The following is an 18,284-nucleotide window of genomic DNA, read 5'->3' on the forward strand; positions in this document are numbered from 1 at the left end:
CCCGCGGAGCGGGTCCCTCCGGGCTTCGCCCGGAGCAAGCGAACGATTGCGCTGCGCGCAATCGTTGCGCTCACGCTCCGCGTGAGCGCGAGCCGTGCCACTGCGTGGCACGGCGTCAACTCACGGGCTGCGCCCGCGAGTTGGGCGCGCCGCGCTCCGCGCCACGCGCCAGCGGCCGCACTGCGGCCGCACTCGCTCCCGCCCGGAACGGGGCCTCCGCTGCGCTCCAGCCCCAACAGTGCACGCCCCACAGGGAAGTGGGAGGAAAAGCAGCAGCAGTGAGAGGCGGGGCCGGGGAAGCGAGCGCGGGCCGAATCGGGGGACTTTGGAGAGGGTGACGGAGAGTCAGGGTGGCATGGAAACGCTGAGCTGTGAGTGGACTTGAGACCGCGATCACGTGACCTCCCGTCAGGCTGCTCTCCGGTCCGGATAGGGCCAGACTAACAGGATCGCGCCACGTTCGAGGGATTTACTCTCTTGTTGCTGCTTCATTTTGAAGCACGAGATAGACTCTGGACTCAGAGCGCACCACCCTTGGAACGCTCGGAGGCTTATTGAGATCCAATCAGAACCCTTGCGAGAGCTTCGGTGAGGCACCGTGCCAAGCCAGTCGAGCCACTCCCACCGTATCCCTTGTGTCCTCTCTACGTGCAGGTTTCCTGTTTCACGCCACTCGAACCGGCCGGGCATCACCCAGGAGAAAGCAGATAGGAATGTCGACCACGAACCGCGCAGATCAGCGCGAGGCCGCCCAGCGAGAAGCCGTTGACGCGGTACTGCGTGCCCTCGAACTCCCTGCAAGATCGCTAGTGCCGGAGCGGGGTCTGCGGACACAGGTGATCATGGCGACCGGGTCCGGGAAGACCCGGGTGGCGGTCCGGAGCGCGGAAGAGCTTCACGCGGGCCGGGTGCTGGTTCTCGTGCCCTCGCTCGATCTGCTCGCCCAGACCGAGGCCGCGTGGCGTGAGGGTGGCCGCAGGGGCCCGATGATCGGTGTCTCCTCCCTGCGGGGTGAGGAGGTGTCCTTCCCCAACACCACGGACGTGGACGAGCTGGTGGAGTGGACGAGGGGCCTGGAGAAGGTCACCGTGTACGCCACGTACGCCAGCCTGGGTCTGGGCACGCTGGAGCGGGCGCATGCCGCCGGCCTTTCGGCGTGGGACCTGATCGTGGTCGATGAGGCGCACAGGACTTCGGGCCGGATCGGCAAGCCGTGGGCGGTCGTGCACGACAACCTGCGGATCCCGTCCCTGCGGCGGCTGTATATGACGGCCACGCCCCGGCTGTGGCAGCTGGACGAGGACCAGGAACAGGGTGCGCCGGGTGAGCTGGTGGCGAGCATGGAGGACGACCCGGACGGGCCGTTCGGCAGCCGGTGCTACACGCTCACGCTGTCGGAGGCGATCGACCGGGGGATCTGTGCGCCGTACCAGGTGGTGTGCGTGGACATCACCGACACCCAGTTCCAGGCCGCCATGCTGCTCGGTGCCGAGGGGCGGTCGGACGAGATGCGGGGGGCCCGGCTCGCCGCGCTCCAGACGGCGCTGGTGAAGGCGTCAGCTGAGGAGGCCTTCACGCGCACGTTGGTGTTCCATCACGTCGTCAAGGAGGCCGAAGCGTTCTCGGCAGGGGTTCCGGATGTCGCGGCGCAGCTGCATGCGGCTGATCCGGAGTTGTACCCGGCGGCGGTGTGGGCGGACTGGCTGTGCGGTGATCACAAGGCGCTGCACCGTCGACGGGTGCTCGGGGAGTTCTCCTCTCTGATCGCCACGGACGGCACGGTGGTGGAGAAGGCGTTCCTCAGCTCGGTGAAGGTGTTGGGCGAGGGCGTCGACACCCGCAACTGCGACTCCGTGTACTTCGCGGACGTGCGCGGGTCGATGCCCGACCTGGTCCAGGCCGTGGGACGTGCGCTGCGGATGCACCCCGGCGAGGGCAAGATGGCCTCCCTCGTGGTGCCGGTGCTGCTGGCGCCCGGGGAGACGGCGGACAACATGCTCACGAGCCGGGCGTTCGGCGGCCTGGCGAAGCTGCTGGAGGCGCTCAGGGCGCACGACACCCGCATCGTGGAGCAGTTGGCGCAGCAGCAGGCTCCGAGCCGCTACAAGCCCGTCCAGAAGGACGCCAAGGGCAAGAAGAGCGGTGGCGGGGAAGGGGCTGGTGGTCCGTCGGCGTCGGCGAAGGCGTTGCTGAAGTTCTCCACGCCGCGTGACCCGGCCGCGCTGGCCGCGTTCATCAACCTGCGGGTCCTCAATCCCGAACACGAGCACTGGCGGCGCGGCATCGAGGCAGCCGTGCTGTACGCGCGGGAGGTGGGCGATCTGAAGGTGCCGTTCACGTACCGCGTGCCTTCGGGTGAGGAGGCTCAGGCTGAGGGGTGGCCGGCCTCGCTGGCCAACTTCCCGCTGGGGCAGTGGATCGCCGACGCCCGACGGTTCTACGCCCGCGAGGACATGGCCGAGGACCGCGTCGCTCAACTGGAGAAGCTGGGCATGGTGTGGTCGCACTTCGACGTCGCGTGGGAGGAGGGCCTGACCGCCGCCCGCGGCTGGGCTGCCGAGAACGGGCACCTCCTGGCCCCGCTGGACGCCACCTACCAGGGCGCGAAGGTGGGCATCTGGCTCAAGAACGCCCGAGCCGCCGCCCGCAAGGCGATGGACATCGAGCAACGGCGTGCCGAGGGCCTGCCGGTGGGATCGGCGGCCGGCGCTCTGTCGGAGGACCGGCGCGAGCAGTTGGAGGAGATCGACGCCTCGTGGTGCCCCACCTGGCCCGTGGAGTGGCAGCGCGCGTTCCACCTCACCCGGCTGCACCTGGACGAAGCCGGTGCACTGCCGACCGAGCCGGGTGACGTCCTGCGCCAGGGCGAAGACCTCGGACGGTGGGTGCGCACCCAGCGGCTGGGATGGGACAAGCTCACGACCGTGCAGCAGTGGATGCTGGAGCAGGTCCTCGGGATCACACCCGCCACCGAGGACGAGAAGCCCAAGCCGCGCCGTACCCAGGCCGACAAATGGGCCGCCAACCTCGCCGCCGCGAAGCAGTTCTACGAGCGCGAAGGGCACCTTCGCGTACCGAGGCAGCATGTCGAGCGGATCGTCGTCGGCGCCGGGGGCGGCGAGGACCAGGAGGAGCGGGAGCTCCGGATTGGGGCATGGATCAGCAACCAGCGCAGCAGGGCCGCGACGCTCGCCCCGGAGCGGGTGGAACAGCTGTCTGCGATCGGCATGCGCTGGGGGTAGCCCCATCTGAACCGAGCAGGGCCCGGACTGGGGGAAGTTCGGGCCTTCGCTGCGTTCACCGCGTGTGGGCCAAAGCAGGAACTTCGGCTCGGGAGACCGAGGCCTAGCCGGGCGCGGGCAGGATCCACAGTCGCAGTTGTCCGTCCGCACTGCCTGTTGAGAAGAGGCGGCTGTCGGATGAGAAGGCCGCACCCCAGATCGCGCCTGTGTGGCCAAGAAGGGGAGCACAGGCGGCTATCCACGACGATGTCTCCCAGACATGGACAGCATGGGCCGGGTCGAATATCTCTTCGTCGTCCTCGTCGTCGGTTCCTGTCTGGGCTCTAGGGGCCGGCCGGACCACAGCGGTCAAGAGCCGCCCGTCGGGGGAGAAGGAGATCGTTTGGATGATGCCGGCGCACCCAGTAAGGGGCTCGCTAAACATCGTCTGCGAGCTCACGTCCCACAGCTGTACTACTGACCGGCTCGCCGTGGCGAGCAACTTCCCGTCAGGCGAGAACGCTGTTGCCGTGACATCCGCGGTGTGACCGCGAAGAGCGCTGTCCCGTTTCTCAAATGTCGCAAGATCCCAGAGCTGCACTGTTCCATCGCCGTGCCCTGTAGCCAGGAGTCCTCCGGCTGACACGGCGAGGCCTGCGCTGAGGTTGCCTCCCAGCTTTGTGATGGCCTCAGGCCGATCGGGCGCGCTGATATTCCACACACGGACGGTGCGACCGGCGCCAAGGAGCAGGCGGTTGTCTGGAGAGAAGGCGACAGTCCAGGCCCGACCTGAACTGACGGTGAGGGGTTCGCCAAGGCTCTGCCTCGTGGCCACGTCCCACAACATGATGCGTCCATCCGCGCTTCCACTGGCCAGCAGCTTGCCGTCGGGCGAGAAGCGGACCGTCTGTACCTGCTCGACATGGCCGCCCACGAGCGCGGAACCGAATCGACGTTGTTCGATGGTGTCCCAGAGCTGTACGGTCCGCAGACCGTGAGCAGTCGCAATCAGCCGACCATCTGGTGAGAACGCCACATCCCAGACGCCACCGAGGCCATCCGCCATGGGAAACATCTGGATTCGATCGCCACGGCGCATGGCAGACAGGACGACCTGCTCGGCGAGCCCGTGGGCGGTGGAACCGGGGACAGCTGTCTGCCGCCGGGGACGAGTGATCTTGTCTTGCTCTTTCAGCTCTTGGACACGCCGCCAGCGCTCACGCCAGAGCGGAATGTCAGGATGACTCTGTGATGCGGTGCCGCCCGTGTCAAAGGTGAGGAGCACACGGACCAAGGCCATGTAGACGTCCACGCCTGGGTGTGTCTTGCCGTTCAGGACAGCGCTGACTGTTGATGCCGCCACACCGGCCCGGTCCGCTATCTGCTTCAAGTCCGGCCGTTGAGAGAGAAGCCCTCTCAACCTGCGGAGCTCCGCCGCCGACGCCGCCCGTTCCGCTTGGTAGGTCCCCCCGCCAACGGCCATGCCCACCGCCTTACCGCATTGTGACTTCCCACGTGGGCACACCAGGCTAGGTGTGAAGCGGTGAAATCCGCTGAATTTCAACGAAATTCGCTGCGGAACGCTGCATACCTCTGTAGGAGCCACTACTTCAGCACCATCAGTGTTTCTTCGCGCCGTGCCGCCCCATCAGGCTCTTTGCGCTGAACTACCAACACGGCGCGGCCGTCTCCGGAAACGGCGACGGCCCCCTGGTGGGCAGGGAGCCGTCTGCAGATGACCGAACATCCCCCAGTGGAGGAGAAGCTCATGTCCAAGGACGAGGCTACGGGCAACGACGCGGTCCCGGAACCCCACGGCACGTCCTCGATGGCCCGGTGGGAGGGGCGGGTACGGCGGGTTCGCAACGAGGCCGGCCTCTATCTGCTCCGGGGCGCGGCGACCGCCGTCGGCGGTGCCATCGTGGCGTACGCCGGCGTCTGGCTGCACGCTCGCTGAGGCTTCCATTCAGGGCCGCCGATCAGAAGGCACTGTGTGAACAAGGAGGCCCGGACAGCCTGGACCGGGCCTCCGAAGCACCATCGATGCGGCCGCTGGCGCGCTACGGCAGGTCTTCCAACCGGGCGAGCAGGCCAGCGGCGGTGGCGACGGCCGCGATGGCGTCGGCACGGGTCCAGGTGAAGTTCTCGGTGGTGCCGGAGTCGTCGTGCGGGGCGCCGCTGAACAGGGCGTAGGCGCTCTGGGTGAGCATCGCCCAGCGCTCCTCCTGGTCCCGTTCCCCGGCCTTCTTCTGCACCGCCTGGTCGTGGACCTTCCGGGTGTTGCAGGCCTCTCGTACGGGGTCGAGGGCCGCTCGGGCGAGGGCAACGGCGTGCTCGTACCGTCCGTCGCGGATCGCGGTCTTCGCCTCGCGGATCCGTCGCGCGCCGGTGGCTCGGGCCTCCACGGTGGTGACCGGGATGAGGACGTCGACGAAGGCGCCGGCATCGAGCTGGGTGAGGGCGTTGCTCCACGTCGCGTGCGGGACGCGGATGATCTCCTGGTCGTCGGCGACGGGCCAGTGCTTCGGCTCTGCCAGGGCGGTCAGGGTGAGCTGGGCACGCAGGGCCAGGTCGGTACTCGCGCGCGCCTTCTCCAGACCGCGCAGTTGCTGGTCCGTCATGCTCGTCTCGAGCGTGAGGTTCGTGGCGAAGGACTTCAGCCCGATCGGCCGCGTCGCGTGGAGGGCGCCGATCCAGGTCCCGGGGCCTGGCAACTCGTCCGCCCAGAGGGTGCCGGAGACGAGGAACGGCGCGTCCACGGTGTAGTTGCCGAGGGCGGTCACCTCGAAGGTCAGAGCGAGCCGGTGTACGTCCCAGCCCGGGATGAAGTTGACGTTGTGCTGTGCCCGGATGTTGACGCTGTAGTCGTTCGGGCCGAATGAGAAGTTGGCCATCGTTCCTCGCCTGGTTGGTCGCCTGCCCGATGGTGGCAGGTCAACTGGCCCCAAAGGCAGCGGGTTTCCCTACCAGAGCCATTATCGTCATTAAGACGATAAAGGATGGTAGGGTGTTCCGCGAACGGGCGATACGACGTCGGAGCGTCGCCCGTGAAAGGAGTTCCTCCATGGAAACCAACGGCGCAGCGCCAGAGCCCCTCGCGCAGGCACCTCTCGTGGCACCGCCCAGCCGCATCCTGGACGCCAAGGCTGCGCTCGCCCTGAATGTTCACGCCAGCCCGGGGGTGTACGCGCTCCTACTCGGGTCCGGGATCTCCCTGGCGTCCGGCGTGAAGACCGGGTGGGGCATCGTCGAAGACCTCGTCGGTCGCGTCGCCGCCATGCAGGACCCCAACGACGCCGACGCTCCCGCGAAGGCAGTCGCCGACCCGGTCGGCTGGTGGGCGGAGCACTACGACGACGTCCTCGGGTACTCGGGCCTGCTGGGCGCTGTGGCACCCACAGCAGCCGCCCGCCAGCAGCAGCTCGCCCGGTACTTCCAGCCCCAGGAAGACGATGAGCCCGGCGCGAAGGGTCCCACTCCCGCCCACCACGCAATCGCCGAGCTGGTGAAGCGGGGCAGTGTCCGCGTCATCCTGACCACCAACTTCGACCGGCTCACCGAGCGGGCTCTGGAAGAGGCGGGCATCTCGCCCCAGGTCATCAGCCGGCCGAGCCAGATCGCCGAGATGATGCCGCTCCCCCACGCCTCTGTAACAGTGATCAAGCTCCACGGCGACTATGCCACCCTGGACCAGCTCAACACGGTGGACGAGCTGGAGACCTACGAGCCGGAACAACAGGAGCTGCTCAAGCGGGTCCTGGACGAGTACGGGCTGATCATCTGCGGCTGGTCCGCAGACTGGGACACGGCGCTCGTACGTGCTCTGGAAGGCGTGCGTCCCCGCCGGTATCCGATGTTCTGGTCGTCCTTCAGCACGCTCGGAGAAGCAGCGAAGCGCCTGACCGCCCAGCACAGCGCCGCCGTCATCGAGGGCATGACGGCGGACGGACTCTTCACCGACCTCCGGCGGCGCATCGAAGCCCTGGACCGGATGGCGTCGCCGCCCCTCACCCGAGACATGGCCGTCGCCCGCCTCAAGCGTGCCCTGCCCGACCCGGTGCGCAGGATTGAGGCCTCCGACCTCGTCCACCAGACCGTCACTGACATCCTCGACAGAACCGCAGCAGCCGCACGTCCTCTGAGCGGACCCGTCTTCGACGACAGCGTGCACGGCTACCGGGCCGACTGCGACATCCTGCTGCACCTTCTGGCCCACGGGGTCTTCAACGACGACGGAACCCACGACGCCCTGTGGCTACGCGCCGTCGAACGCCTCACCCGCATGCGCAGCAGCTTCTCCGGCGCCTTCAACGAAGCCCTGGAGGCGCTGCGGCACTACCCGGCGCTCTTGGCCACCTGGACCATGGGCGTCACCGCCGTCATCAGCCGTCGCGAAGAGTTCCTGGCGACCATCTTGGCCCAGCCCACGTGGAACACCCTGTGGGGCAGGACACGTACGCAACCGCCGGCCGTCTACCTCAACCCCGTCCGCATCCTGGCAGCCGACCTCAACTCCGTGATGCCCTTGCCGGACAGGCAGGGCCAGCGTTTCCCGCAGAGCGCGCTCCTGCGGCAGGAAGCACGTGAACCGCTGCAGGTCATCGAACCCGACGACACGGCTTACCAGACCGCCTGCACCCGCTTCGAGTTCCTCGCCTCGCTGATCGCCATGGACGACGACACACAGACCAGCCTCCCATGGATCGGTCAGTTCATCGACGACGCGCACTGGGAGTACGACACCAGCATCGCCAACACGATCAAAGCCGAGCTCACACCAAACTGGCCACTGCTCCGAGCAGGCGCGTTCGGTGGTGACGTGAAGCGTGCGCAAGCGGCCTACGAACGCCTTGTCGAATGGCGGGCACAGAACCCGCGGCTCCACTGGTAGAGAAGAGCCCCGGGTCGAGCACCGCAGACCACTTCAGAGCCCGCGCGCGGCACGGCCGGGGTCGGGCCGTGCGGCGACGCGGCCGTACCGCAGCGGCTGCGGCGCTCGGACCGTCTGCTGATGGCGTGGGAGTACGCCAGCAGGCGGCCGGTGTCCTGGGGGCGCAGGCTGATCCTGTGGAGTGGCCCGTAGACGTCGCGCTGGCCCGCCCCGTGACGCAGCTACCAACGGGACCGTGGGCGTACGAGATCAAGGTCGACGGCCACCGGACCGTGCTGTGGCGGACGGAGGACAGTGTCCGGCTGCAGTCCCGTACCGGCCGCGACGTCACCGCGCTCTGGATGGACCTGGCCGTTGCCGCCATGAGCCTGCCGCCCGGCGTGATCCTGGACGGCGAGGCAGTCGTGTACGTCGTCGACGACGACGGCAACGCGCGGATCAGCTTCGAGGCGGCGCAGTCCCGCGCACTCTCCAGGCCGCGCCGGGCCCGGGAGCTCGCCAACCGGCACCCCGCAACGTACGTGGCATTCGACGTCCTGGCCCACCCTGCGGAGGGTCACCCTGACCTGCGACCGCGTCCGTACGTGGAGCGCCGCCAGGCCCTCCTGGACGTGCTCGCCGGCATCGGCCCGCCGATCGAGCCGGTGTGGTCGACCACCGACCGCAACGAGGCCCTGCTCTGGTACGCGGCGCTCGAAGGGACAGGTTGTTTACGCACAACTGCCGTGTCTCATACGGCTTGTTGGAGCGACGTCTCGAACGCACTTGTTGGGTGTTCTGCGCTGTGTCCCGTCCGTACGGTCGGTGGGCATGGAGCTGGCGTTCTACTCCAGTGAGGGTTGGGAGTCATGGGGGTTGTCGGGGAAGCCGACGATTCCCGAGGGGATGGCATTCCTTGTCGACGATGACCTTCTGTTCGAGGACGGGCGGGGGTTGCGTGCGACAGCGGATGAATCACGAAGAGCGGTCCCCCGTGCGTGGCCGCACCGCCGGTTCGAGCAGCGACAGCGTCCGCTGCTGCGCATCGAGGGCGACGCGGATACCGACCGGCATCGGCAGATTCGCGCCCGCGTGTCCCACCTCGACGTTGCCCAGGACCGGAATGTCGCGGTCGCCGAGGACGTCGAGGACGAGCTCGGCCAGGGTCGGGGAACCGTCGGGCGAGTCGAGTCCGTCGATCGCCTCCGGAACGCCCACGACCATGCCGGAAATCCGATCGAGAATCCCGCTGTGCCTCATGATCTGCAGGTAGTTCCACACGTACGATGCCTGGCCGCCCAGCTCCTCCCAGAACAGCACCGCGCCGTCGAAGCATTCGAGCGGCAGCGCGAAGGGTGTCGCCTGCGCGAGCACGATGCGGTTGATGACCCCGCCGATCAGCGGGCCTTCGGCACGCCCGGCGCGCCAGCACTCCCACGACGGATCGGCGGGCAGCGCACCGATCGGCTCCGTGCTGGTCAGCAGCGTCGAGTACAGCTTCCTCAGCTCTTCCCGGCGGGCCGCGGACGCTCTCTGCCAGTGCCCGCCGAGGCCGGGCGTGGCCAGGTCGGTATGGAATCCGACCAGGCCGGTACGTGCATAGAGCACCAGGTGCAGCAGTGAGATGTCGCTGAGGCCGAGGATCGGCTTGGGGTCGGCCGTGATCGCGTCGAAGTCGATCAGGTCGAGGTATCCGAACACCGTCTGGCCACCGTCGTGCGCGACGATCGCGCGCACCTCGGGATCACGCAGCAGACCGTTGAACTCCTCGGCTATCTTGTCCGGTCGCGCCGCGCTCCACCAGCGGTGCCGTCCGGCTTCGAGGAGCGGCGCGAGACGCACACGGAATCCCATCCCCTCGAGCTCGGCCACCGCCCGTTCGAGATCGGGCGCGTATCTGGCATCGAGCGGCCCGGACAGCGCCGCGACGACGACGAGGTCTCCGGGCTCCAGGGCACGAGGCCGCAGCAGCTGAGGCAGTTCAGTACGGGTCACCGCGGCAGTATCCCGACGCCCTCAGCAACAGGCCACGCATTTTTCGATCAACTTCCCTCTCCACGGAAGGAACCCTGTGCTCAATGCCGTACGTTCGCCCACCGTCCCAGCTGACACACCAACCCCATTTGAGCGTGCATCTCAGTCACACAGCCCATACAGGAAAAGGGACACGATGTGTCACCGCAACGCGACACGAGCCGAAGACCCAGACCCGGTGTAAAGCGACACGACCTGCGAGGGACACGGTCTCTGCCGACACAAGCAAGGCGTGGAGGGGATCGTGGCGAAGCCGCTGAAGTCGGCGTACACGGCGGGCCGGATCTGGTCGAAGGTCAGGCACGCGGACACGGTCGACGCCACCGTGGTCGGCTTCACCGGCACGGCCCGGCATCCGAGGGCTCTCGCCGTTCAACTGCCCGACGGAAGGGTCGCGCTCTCGCAGCGGCTGACCACGGCCCTCGCCTCCGTTGTCGGCCCGCGCCTGGTCCCTCAGGCCGGACGGATGTTCACCAAGGCCGGCGACTCCTACACGCCCGCCGTCGGTGATGTAGTGGTGGAGGTCGTGGCGGGCACGACGCGGCACGCGGTCGTCACCGTCGTGCGGCTGCGCTGACCGTTGGCGGGGCTTCGTCCGGCGAGGCCGGGCTGATCGGCTGGCGCAGGTCCAGGTAGCAGCGCAGCCGTACGCCGGGCTCACCCGCGTCCCGCGTCGTGTGCTGCGCGGGAGATGTCGCCCACCGGTCGGCGAGCAGCTGCTGGAAGGCGAGCGCGGTTTCGTCGTCGGAGGCCGCGACATCGACGACGACCAGGCCCGGCTCGCTCACGTGCATCTCGTTGATCGGATCCATGTCAGGCACTACGCGCGGGCGGCCGAGGAGAGTTCCTCCGGAACGGTATCTTCACCCGACGGAGTACAAGTGCCCTGGGCTGTTGTCGCCCAGGACCGGGCTCACTGACGTGAAGCGAAGAAAGATCCTGCCGCGTCCCACAGAACGCCGAGCTTCTCCTCCGCCTGCGCCAGGGTCGAGGGGATCATCGTGGCGAGCGGCTCCCCCTGCCACGCAAGTTCGTACTCCTCCTGCTCGCCGCCCGGTGACCCCACGTGGGCTTGCAGAGTGAGCCGGTGCTCGAACCCCGGCGCGATCCGGTGCGCCAGGAGGTTTCGGACCTTGCCCAGTCGCTCGTAGAAGGGGTCGGACCTCAGGGCCGACATCGCCTTCGCGAGCGCGTCGTTGGGCCATGCCGCCTGAAATGCCTTGGTCGTCGAGGGTCCCGTGACGTCGCGGTACTTCTCCGGCTCATCGGCGAAGGTGAAGCGCTGCCGGTCAAGGCGGGAGCCTGCGAAGTAGAGCCCATAGAAGGAGCTCTCGAAGGCGGAGTGCAAGGAGACGAAGAACTCGAACAGGCGGGTCTGGGTAGTGAAATGCCAGTCGCTCGGGCGTTCCTCCCACGGCAGGTTCACCAGGGCGGCCAGTTCCAGGGCCGTCTCGCGTGCCCGGCGGTGGCGGTACACCACCGCCTGGAGCGCAGTGGTGATCTGGACCTTGACCTCGGTAATGTCTACACCCGCCTGAAGATCAGCAGAGTAGATCCCCGGTGTGCGCACGACGGCCTCGTAGTACGCCCTGCCGAACGCGTCGCAGGGAAACCCGTCCGCAGCCTCGATCCCCATCCCCATGATGACCATGGGGGCAATGGTGGAAGGACGCTTCACCAGCCGCAAGGGATTAAGCGCAGCCAGAACCGACCAAGGCCGCGGCTTGTCATCACCATTGGGGTCGTACCCATAGGACCGGCCCCACAGCAGCTGCACATCGTACGTTCCCCCTGCCGTCCGGCCTTGCAGCCGCCACCGACAACACGGTCTGACCGCGCTCTGGTTGCTCCCACTGGGTCGGCTGGACGTGGTGCGCGGCTGACGAGCTTCAGCCGCGCCCGCGGGGTGTGAGACCAGGCGGGAGCAGCGGGGCGGCCGGGGGCTCCGGGTCGGCGGCCTTGTACCAGCCGTGCGCGTTCAGAGTCTCTTCTTCCCACGCCTCGAACAGTTCCTGCACAGCGGTGCGGTCGCGGTCGGGGTCCTGGTGCCAGCGGATGAACGCGGCGGCCGCCGGACGGCCGGCGTCGCAGACCGGGCACAGCTCCATCATCACGCCCGTCTGCAACGGCGCGTTCCAGTAGAGCGCGAGGCCGCCGCCGCAACGAGAGCAGGGAGGAAGCTGTCGGGATCGGTCGCCAGGGCCACGGCGCGAGCACAGGCAGAACTGGGCGAGCTCGTCATCGGTGTAGCCGTCGAAGCAGCCGTCCGAGTTGCCGAGACGGGCGAACGAGCCGTCGGGATGTACGTGATAGCGCCAGTTGAAAGACATGAGGCGCCCTTTCCGTGTGGAGCCTAAACGGACCCTCACAATCTGCCCGCCCAGACACCAGCGTCAAGAGTGACGCAGCGACATTGTGCAGGTCAGGGTGTGTCACCGCTGTAGTAGAGACGGCACGCGACGCCGGGCCCCGGCTTTAGGGATTCGCCGGGGCGCGGGTCGTACAGGGCACGGCCTCCGGGCCACCGCGACAGCTCGGTGACCAGAGCTGCGCCGTCGTCGACTTCGTCGGTGCGCCATCCGTGGATGTCCAGCAGCAGGCCGTCCAGCGGGCCGCCGACCAGTTCGGCGTAGGTCCGGTCCGGGAGCGGGCCGGGGTTGGGGTCGTCGTGGTCCGCGCCGTAGACGCGGCCGTTCAGCAGCTGCTCATCGCCGTCCATGCATTCAGACTTGCAGCCGCCACCGACAACGAGGGCTTGCCCAGGGGGTCCTGGGCAAGCCCTCGCGCTGCCGGGAGGCTTGCCCAGGTCAGCTGCGCCAGCGTCCGAGCCAGCCGCCGGCCTTCGGTGCTGGTGGCTCCTGCTTCTGCTCCAGGCGCTCTCGCTCGTCCTGCTCTGCCAGGCGTTGGGCCTCGATCGCTCGCTCCTTGCACGCGTCGCACAGCTGCGGGTGGGTATCGCGCGGGTCGCCCCAGCGGCCGGGTTCGGCGGCCTCCCAGCGTTCGTCGGTGAACTTCGCCCCGCAGCCGGCGCAGACGGGGCGGCGGGCTTCCCGTTCGGCAGCCTTCTGGGCAGCCAGACGCCGCTGTTCGGCCTGGTACGCCTCCCGTTCGGCCTTCCAGCGGGCTTCCCGCTCGGCTTCGGCCGCGACCTGGCGGGGGTTGCCGATCGCGTCCAGGAGCGGCTGGAACGACTCCCGACTCCAGGGCCCGCGGCCGAAGCGCCAGAAGATCCGCCCGGCCGGGCCGTGTTCGCGCAGCAGGTCCAGCGAGGTGGCCACGATCGGTATCTGGCGCTCGTAGGTGTGGTAGCCGCCGCGTGCCGGGAACCCCCGCCAGTAGTGGTAGGTGATCTCAGCCAGGCGCGGGATCGTGCGCTCCGGGTTGCGTTCCCCGATCTGGTTGAACACGAACAGCAGGGGCGGGAGGGGATCATCGCTGTCCCATTGCATCGGCCAGCGGGTGCGCCACATCGGCTTCTCGCGCCCGTCGGTGTCCTTGACCTTCCGCTGGAAGAACCGTCTGTACTTGTCGACCTTGCCCGCGAGCTCGTGGGCGGACTCGTGACAGTTGTCGATCTCCACGAACAGCAGCGGCACCCCGTCCTCGGGCGCGGTGATGACGATGTCCGCCTGGGCGCCGCCCTTGCCGGGGTTGGACCAGGTGCCCGTCGCGGGCAGCGCCACCTCGGTCGCGTAGGAGGCGATGGTGCCCAACCCGTCCGGCGCGTCAGCCGCGGCCTGCGCAGCGGCGAGGACGTCGGCCGGCTCGTTGGCGAGCTGGGCCAGGTCCGGCTTCGGGCGCAGCAGGGCAAGCACGGCTTCGTTGACCACCATCGGGTGGGAGGCACCGGTGCGGCCCGCGCCACGGGCCGGGTTGCCCATCTCCCCCACCGGCCGCCCCAGCTCGTAGGAGGCGGCCTTCAATCCCATCGGGGTGAGGTTGCGCAACGTGTCCCCGCCCGGGATCTGCCCGCCGTTCTCCGCCAGGCCGTGCTTGCGTAGATCGGAAAGCGCGCCCGTGTGCGAGGCGGTGCGGGCCTGCTTCCGCTTCGAGGGCGTCGGCTTGTCGCTGTGCCGGTAGCTCAGGTGCGGGGCCGCGATCTGCTGGATCTGTTCGACCGTGGCAACCTTCAGCACTCCGAGCACACGCAGCACGTCGCCGCGCAGGTTGTTCGACGATCCCGCCGGGTTCTCCTCACGCTTCCCCGCCATCAGCCCTGCTCCCTCCCCCTCGTCTGCCGGGCGCAGCCGCCCGCCGGGCGCCGGCCGCGCCCGGCCGCAGAGGGCATCCGGCCCCCGGACCCGATGATCTCCTCCCCCACAGACATCACACACAAGTTCAGGAGGAGAGAAGAGGGTTGTGACGACGCGGCGCGCGGCCATTTCTGCGTGTTGACCTGCGGGTTTTCTGTGTCGCCGGGCGTCAGGTTCCAAAGTGGGTTCCACAGTGGCGTCCCAAGCGCGCACCGCAGGATGCCGGGGCGGCTTGCCCAGTCCAGGTCGGGCTCATGGTCGGGGTGGGCGCGCCGGGTTCCTGCCGGTGGTCGGTGCGTGGTCATCGTGGTGGCTCCTTCGCTTCGGACTGCCCTTGGGCGGGCGGTGATCGAGGGAGCAGCGTGCAGGGGACCCCCTTGTCCGCGGTCTGACGGCGGCGTGGTCAAGGGGAAACGCGGCGGTGGTCGGGTCGGTAGCAGAACTGGACAAGGGGTCATGGTCGGGTTCGTGGTCGGGCCGACCACGCTGGACAGGCGCCGGGTTTGGCCCTTGCAGCTCCCGTTCGTCCGGTTCGAGTGGGGAGGGAGAGTCCTCTGTCCTCTGTCCACAGGCCAGCGCGTCGACCATGCGGGAACGACGCCGTGGGTCGCGCGGCGGTCATCGTGAGGAGAGCTTGATGCCGTACCTGATCCCGTCCCGTGCACCGCTGACGCCCGAGCAGGTGGAGCGGGGCTTCGACTATCTCCTGGCGCTGCAGAGGGGTGGCGGCGCCGCTGTCGCCGGGCGGGCGGAAGCGGACCCGGAGCTGGCGTTCATCCTGCTGCGGCTGTCCGAGGACGTCGTCTGGCCCGTCACAGCCGTCGACGGGGAGGCCGACCCGTGCGCGGACTCCTTCGCGCTGGACGAGGTCGGGTGCGTGCTGCTGTCCGCGCTGCGGGACTGGGCGCGGGACTCCCCCACCACGGCGGTGTTGGGCATCGCCCGTAGCATCATCAGGTTCACGGTGAACGTCATCCCGGACCCCGACCATGCGGACACCGCCGGCGCCCTGGAGGCGATGCGCAACGAGCGCCTGGTGCTGGCTGACGCGGTGCAGCCCGCGCACCGGTAGCCGCACCACCGGTGGGGGCGGATGCGCGCCGGTGCGGTGGTGCGCACCATGATGTGCACCACCCGTTCGTTGGTGCGCATCCACTCGGTGGGCGGTGCGCACCGGTGCGGGAGCGGTGCGCACCGGGTGGACCCGGTGCGGTGGCGCGGGCCGGTGGGGCGGCGCGTTTCTCCTTGACGCGGGCCGTGGTCAAGGGGAAATGCGGCGGGTGCGCACCGGGTGGATGCCGGGCATCGTCCCGTCGATGTCGGGCACTCCGGGCCGGTGGACTCCGCCCGGTGGAGTGGATGCCGGGCATCGCCGGTGCGCACCGCGGCATCGGGACGCGGCATCGGGTGCACTCAGTGGCCGGCCTCCCGGCCGCGGTGCGGTCCGGGCTCCTGCGGGCGGTGCGCCTGCTGGTCGTCCTCGCGCACCGGATGCGCGCCGTCGGCATCGTCCCTGTGCGCGTAGCGGTCCATGGTGGCGCGGGCCCGGTCGGCCGCCGCGGTGAAGGCGGCCCCGAGGTGGCGCAGCCGCTCGGCTGTGAGATCGAGGGCTTCCACGTCGGTGCGGGACGCCCGCAGGGCCCGCAGGGCCGTCATGTCGAGTGCCAATCGGGGCTCGGAGTCGGCGTCTTCGTTGGCGTCCGGGAGCGGGATGAGGAGTTGCTCGGGCATCGCCGCCTGCTGGTGCGCCACGACGTCGTCGTACAGGGCGCGGCCGGTGCGGCGCGCGGCGCGCAGCCGGGCGTTGAGAACGGTGGAGGCGATGACCGCACGCTGGTAGAGCAGCGGGACGCGCGGGATGTCCCACTCCCCCGGCTCCAGGGGCAGGCGGGGCGTGTCCGGGTCGCCGGGGCCGGCCGGGGGCCGGTGGTCGGCCTCAGGTTCGGCGTCCGGTGGGCGGCGGCGGGTGGGCGGGTCGGCCAGGGGCCAGCGGGCGGTGTAGAAGCGGTAGGCCGGCATGCGGCCGCGCAGCGTCTTCGGCTCGCTGATGTCCAGGCAGTGTGTGGCGATGGCGGCGTCCACGATCTTCTCGTCCAGGCCTGGTGTGCGGCGGCGGCCGCGCAGGACGAGGGCGAGGTGACGGCGGGTTTCGGCGAGCAGCTGCCGCCGGTGGAAGTAGCCGTCCTTGTTCATCACGAACACCATCGCGGTGACGTCGACGGCCGCCAGGGCGACGTCGACCACGGCGGCGACCCGGGCCCGGATCGCCCGGGCTGCGGCGCGGGCTCGCTCGAGGAGGGAGTCGATGAGGTAGGCGGCGTCGGCGAGGAACGCGCGGGCACTCGCCTGCCAGTCCTCGCGCAGCTGCGCGAGCGGCCGGGCCTGCTGCTTGGGCGGGCGGGTCATCTTCGCCGCCATCGCGTTCAGCTTGGCTCGGGCCTTCTCGGAGACCTCGGGCGCGAACTTCAGGTTGCCGTCGTCGTCGACGGCGGTGACGTACTCGTGCTCCAGGTCGGCCCGGCAGGCGGCTATCTGGTCGCTGCGCCGTGAGGTCCAGCGGATCAGCTCGTGCGGCACCCCGGCAATCTCCATCACCGGGCGGCGCCCGGCGGTGACGGTGCGCGGCTCGGAAGCCAGCCCCAGCGCCTCACACACCTCAGCCATCACGATCTCGTTGTAGAGCGCGGACGCGGCGACGGTGTTCTCGAACATGACCTCCGAGTGGACCGATCCCCACGTCCCGTCCAGACGCTGCCCCTTCACCGACAGCCACAGATGGTCATGGAGCAGCGGCATTCCCGACCGGGCCTCGTAGTGGCGGAAGCGGGCGGCGACCAGACCGCCGGGCGGCCGGACCTGGTAGACGCCGTCCTTGCCGAAGCGGATCACCGCCACCTCGTCCTCGATCCACTCCAGCACCCTCTCGATCGCCCGCTCGTGCGCGGCCTCGATCACCCGCCGGGTCTCGTCATCACCCAGCGCCCACATCAGGTAGATCGTCGGCTGCGGACGGAAGACGAGGTCGAAGCCCGTGACCTTCACCCGGCGACCGAGGGCGCCGGCCTTCCACGCTGCCTTCGGCGACTTGCCCGCAGCCAGCAGGTCGGCCTCAATCAGATCCGCGTGCGGGTGCCGGCCTCTCTCCCCGAACAGGTTCCGCAGCTGCGCCTCGGTGACGACGCCCCCCGCGGCCAGCCCGAGGGCCGCGAGCCCGCGGCCCATCCATCGGCCGACCGGGACACCGGCCTCCTCCTGAGCCTTGACGAGCGGCGTGCGCGCCGGGCGCCGGCCATCGCCGACGACGGTCTGACGCAAGTGATAGCGGTACATCTGCCCGGCGGTGATCAGCGCGATATCCATCGTCATACAGACACGCCACACGGGCCTGACCTGCAAGAAAAGCCCGATCAGCGTTGCGTTCCGCCGGGCGGGAGCCGCCGCCGAACTTTCTTCTCAGATGCCCGTCAGACGGGAAGCGGCTCCGGCCGGCGCACGAGTGTCAACGCTCTCCGGTCGGGCGCCACCAACACCCCGATCCACGCCACAGGGCACCCGACGAACGCGCACACGACGTCCCACCGATCCCTGGCCGAAGGCGGTCTTGCGGGCCACGAGCGCAGCTTGGTTGGCTGATCGTTTCCGATGGCCAGGAGGGACAGCCGTGGCAGCGAACGAGGCCGGGACCGAGTTGGAGCACTTGAAGTCGTTGATCTTCAGCACCGTGTCGGAGCTGTGGGAGGACAAGGAGGCACTGGGCAAGTTCCTCAACGTCGTCCGGCGCAGCGAGACGTTCGCCCCGCTCGCCGACACGCTGGAGCAGTCCACGGTCCGGCCTGCGAAGCCCACGTTCTACGGCGTGAAGAGCAAGGAGTTCCAGGAGTAGCAGGGCGGGCGTGAACGCCGGAG

General features: G+C 69.0%; 16 protein-coding genes. 7 read left to right on the forward strand and 9 right to left on the reverse strand.

The genetic code is table 11. The features are described 5' to 3' along the window. Positions 1–713: 713 nt before the first annotated feature. Positions 714–3,242: a Helicase associated domain protein gene (locus ACFY6U_RS50340; RefSeq protein WP_390049630.1), complete on the forward strand. Its 2,529-nt coding sequence runs from the start codon at positions 714–716 to the stop codon at positions 3,240–3,242. A gap of 103 nt (positions 3,243–3,345) precedes the next feature. Here ACFY6U_RS50340 and ACFY6U_RS50345 read toward each other — a convergent pair whose 3' ends face one another. Next, on the reverse strand, positions 3,346–4,704 hold the full coding sequence (locus tag ACFY6U_RS50345) for a WD40 repeat domain-containing protein (protein WP_390049632.1): 1,359 nt from the start codon (positions 4,702–4,704) through the stop codon (positions 3,346–3,348). A 252-nt stretch (positions 4,705–4,956) separates the two neighbouring features. Here ACFY6U_RS50345 and ACFY6U_RS50350 point away from each other — a divergent pair, with 252 nt between their 5' ends. Beyond that, positions 4,957–5,178, forward strand: coding sequence for a hypothetical protein (locus ACFY6U_RS50350; RefSeq protein ID WP_390049634.1), 222 nt, complete (start codon positions 4,957–4,959; stop codon positions 5,176–5,178). Positions 5,179–5,281: 103 nt separating this feature from the next. Here the strand turns inward: ACFY6U_RS50350 and ACFY6U_RS50355 are convergent, their stop codons facing one another. Beyond that, positions 5,282–6,115: a hypothetical protein gene (locus ACFY6U_RS50355; protein ID WP_390049636.1), complete on the reverse strand. Its 834-nt coding sequence runs from the start codon at positions 6,113–6,115 to the stop codon at positions 5,282–5,284. Between the two features lie 170 nt (positions 6,116–6,285). Between ACFY6U_RS50355 and ACFY6U_RS50360 the strand changes: the two genes are divergently transcribed. Beyond that, on the forward strand, positions 6,286–8,112 hold the full coding sequence (locus ACFY6U_RS50360; RefSeq protein WP_390049638.1) for an SIR2 family protein: 1,827 nt from the start codon (positions 6,286–6,288) through the stop codon (positions 8,110–8,112). Positions 8,113–8,288: 176 nt separating this feature from the next. Then, positions 8,289–8,948 (forward strand): hypothetical protein, encoded by a 660-nt coding sequence (locus tag ACFY6U_RS50365; RefSeq protein ID WP_390049640.1) that lies wholly within the window; start codon positions 8,289–8,291, stop codon positions 8,946–8,948. Positions 8,949–9,066: 118 nt separating this feature from the next. Here the strand turns inward: ACFY6U_RS50365 and ACFY6U_RS50370 are convergent, their stop codons facing one another. After that, positions 9,067–10,086 carry an LD-carboxypeptidase gene (locus tag ACFY6U_RS50370; RefSeq protein WP_390049642.1) on the reverse strand — a complete coding sequence of 340 codons (1,020 nt, stop codon included), beginning with the start codon at positions 10,084–10,086 and terminating at the stop codon, positions 9,067–9,069. Positions 10,087–10,369: 283 nt separating this feature from the next. Between ACFY6U_RS50370 and ACFY6U_RS50375 the strand changes: the two genes are divergently transcribed. Next, the gene (locus tag ACFY6U_RS50375) at positions 10,370–10,702 is read left to right on the forward strand and encodes a hypothetical protein (RefSeq protein WP_390049644.1); all 333 of its coding nucleotides are present in this window, start codon (positions 10,370–10,372) and stop codon (positions 10,700–10,702) included. Here ACFY6U_RS50375 and ACFY6U_RS50380 read toward each other — a convergent pair. From ACFY6U_RS50380 to ACFY6U_RS50400, 5 genes are all read right to left on the reverse strand, one after another. Then, positions 10,680–10,937 carry a DUF6207 family protein gene (locus ACFY6U_RS50380; RefSeq protein ID WP_390049646.1) on the reverse strand — a complete coding sequence of 86 codons (258 nt, stop codon included), beginning with the start codon at positions 10,935–10,937 and terminating at the stop codon, positions 10,680–10,682. The two genes, ACFY6U_RS50375 and ACFY6U_RS50380, sit on opposite strands and share 23 nt — an antisense overlap. A gap of 101 nt (positions 10,938–11,038) precedes the next feature. After that, positions 11,039–11,902, reverse strand: coding sequence for a hypothetical protein (locus ACFY6U_RS50385; RefSeq protein ID WP_390049648.1), 864 nt, complete (start codon positions 11,900–11,902; stop codon positions 11,039–11,041). Between the two features lie 112 nt (positions 11,903–12,014). Beyond that, on the reverse strand, positions 12,015–12,455 hold the full coding sequence (locus tag ACFY6U_RS50390; protein WP_390049650.1) for a DUF6300 family protein: 441 nt from the start codon (positions 12,453–12,455) through the stop codon (positions 12,015–12,017). A gap of 92 nt (positions 12,456–12,547) precedes the next feature. Then, entirely contained in the window at positions 12,548–12,844 is a 297-nt protein-coding gene (locus ACFY6U_RS50395; protein WP_390049652.1) for a hypothetical protein, read from the reverse strand. Between the two features lie 88 nt (positions 12,845–12,932). Continuing rightward, positions 12,933–14,336, reverse strand: a complete 1,404-nt coding sequence (locus ACFY6U_RS50400; protein ID WP_390049654.1) for a replication-relaxation family protein — start codon at positions 14,334–14,336, stop codon at positions 12,933–12,935. A gap of 679 nt (positions 14,337–15,015) precedes the next feature. Between ACFY6U_RS50400 and ACFY6U_RS50405 the strand changes: the two genes are divergently transcribed. Next, positions 15,016–15,450 carry a hypothetical protein gene (locus ACFY6U_RS50405; RefSeq protein WP_390049656.1) on the forward strand — a complete coding sequence of 145 codons (435 nt, stop codon included), beginning with the start codon at positions 15,016–15,018 and terminating at the stop codon, positions 15,448–15,450. A 341-nt stretch (positions 15,451–15,791) separates the two neighbouring features. On the opposite strand, the gene mobF is transcribed toward ACFY6U_RS50405, so the two are convergent. Continuing rightward, complete coding sequence (gene mobF / locus ACFY6U_RS50410) at positions 15,792–17,744, reverse strand: MobF family relaxase (protein WP_390049658.1); 1,953 nt, start codon at positions 17,742–17,744, stop codon at positions 15,792–15,794. Between the two features lie 295 nt (positions 17,745–18,039). Between mobF and ACFY6U_RS50415 the strand changes: the two genes are divergently transcribed. Then, the gene (locus ACFY6U_RS50415; RefSeq protein WP_390049660.1) at positions 18,040–18,261 is read left to right on the forward strand and encodes a hypothetical protein; all 222 of its coding nucleotides are present in this window, start codon (positions 18,040–18,042) and stop codon (positions 18,259–18,261) included. Positions 18,262–18,284 lie beyond the last annotated feature (23 nt).

This window comes from Streptomyces sp. NPDC013157, from assembly GCF_042899865.1.
In the GTDB taxonomy this organism is placed as follows: Bacteria; Actinomycetota; Actinomycetes; order Streptomycetales; family Streptomycetaceae; genus Streptomyces.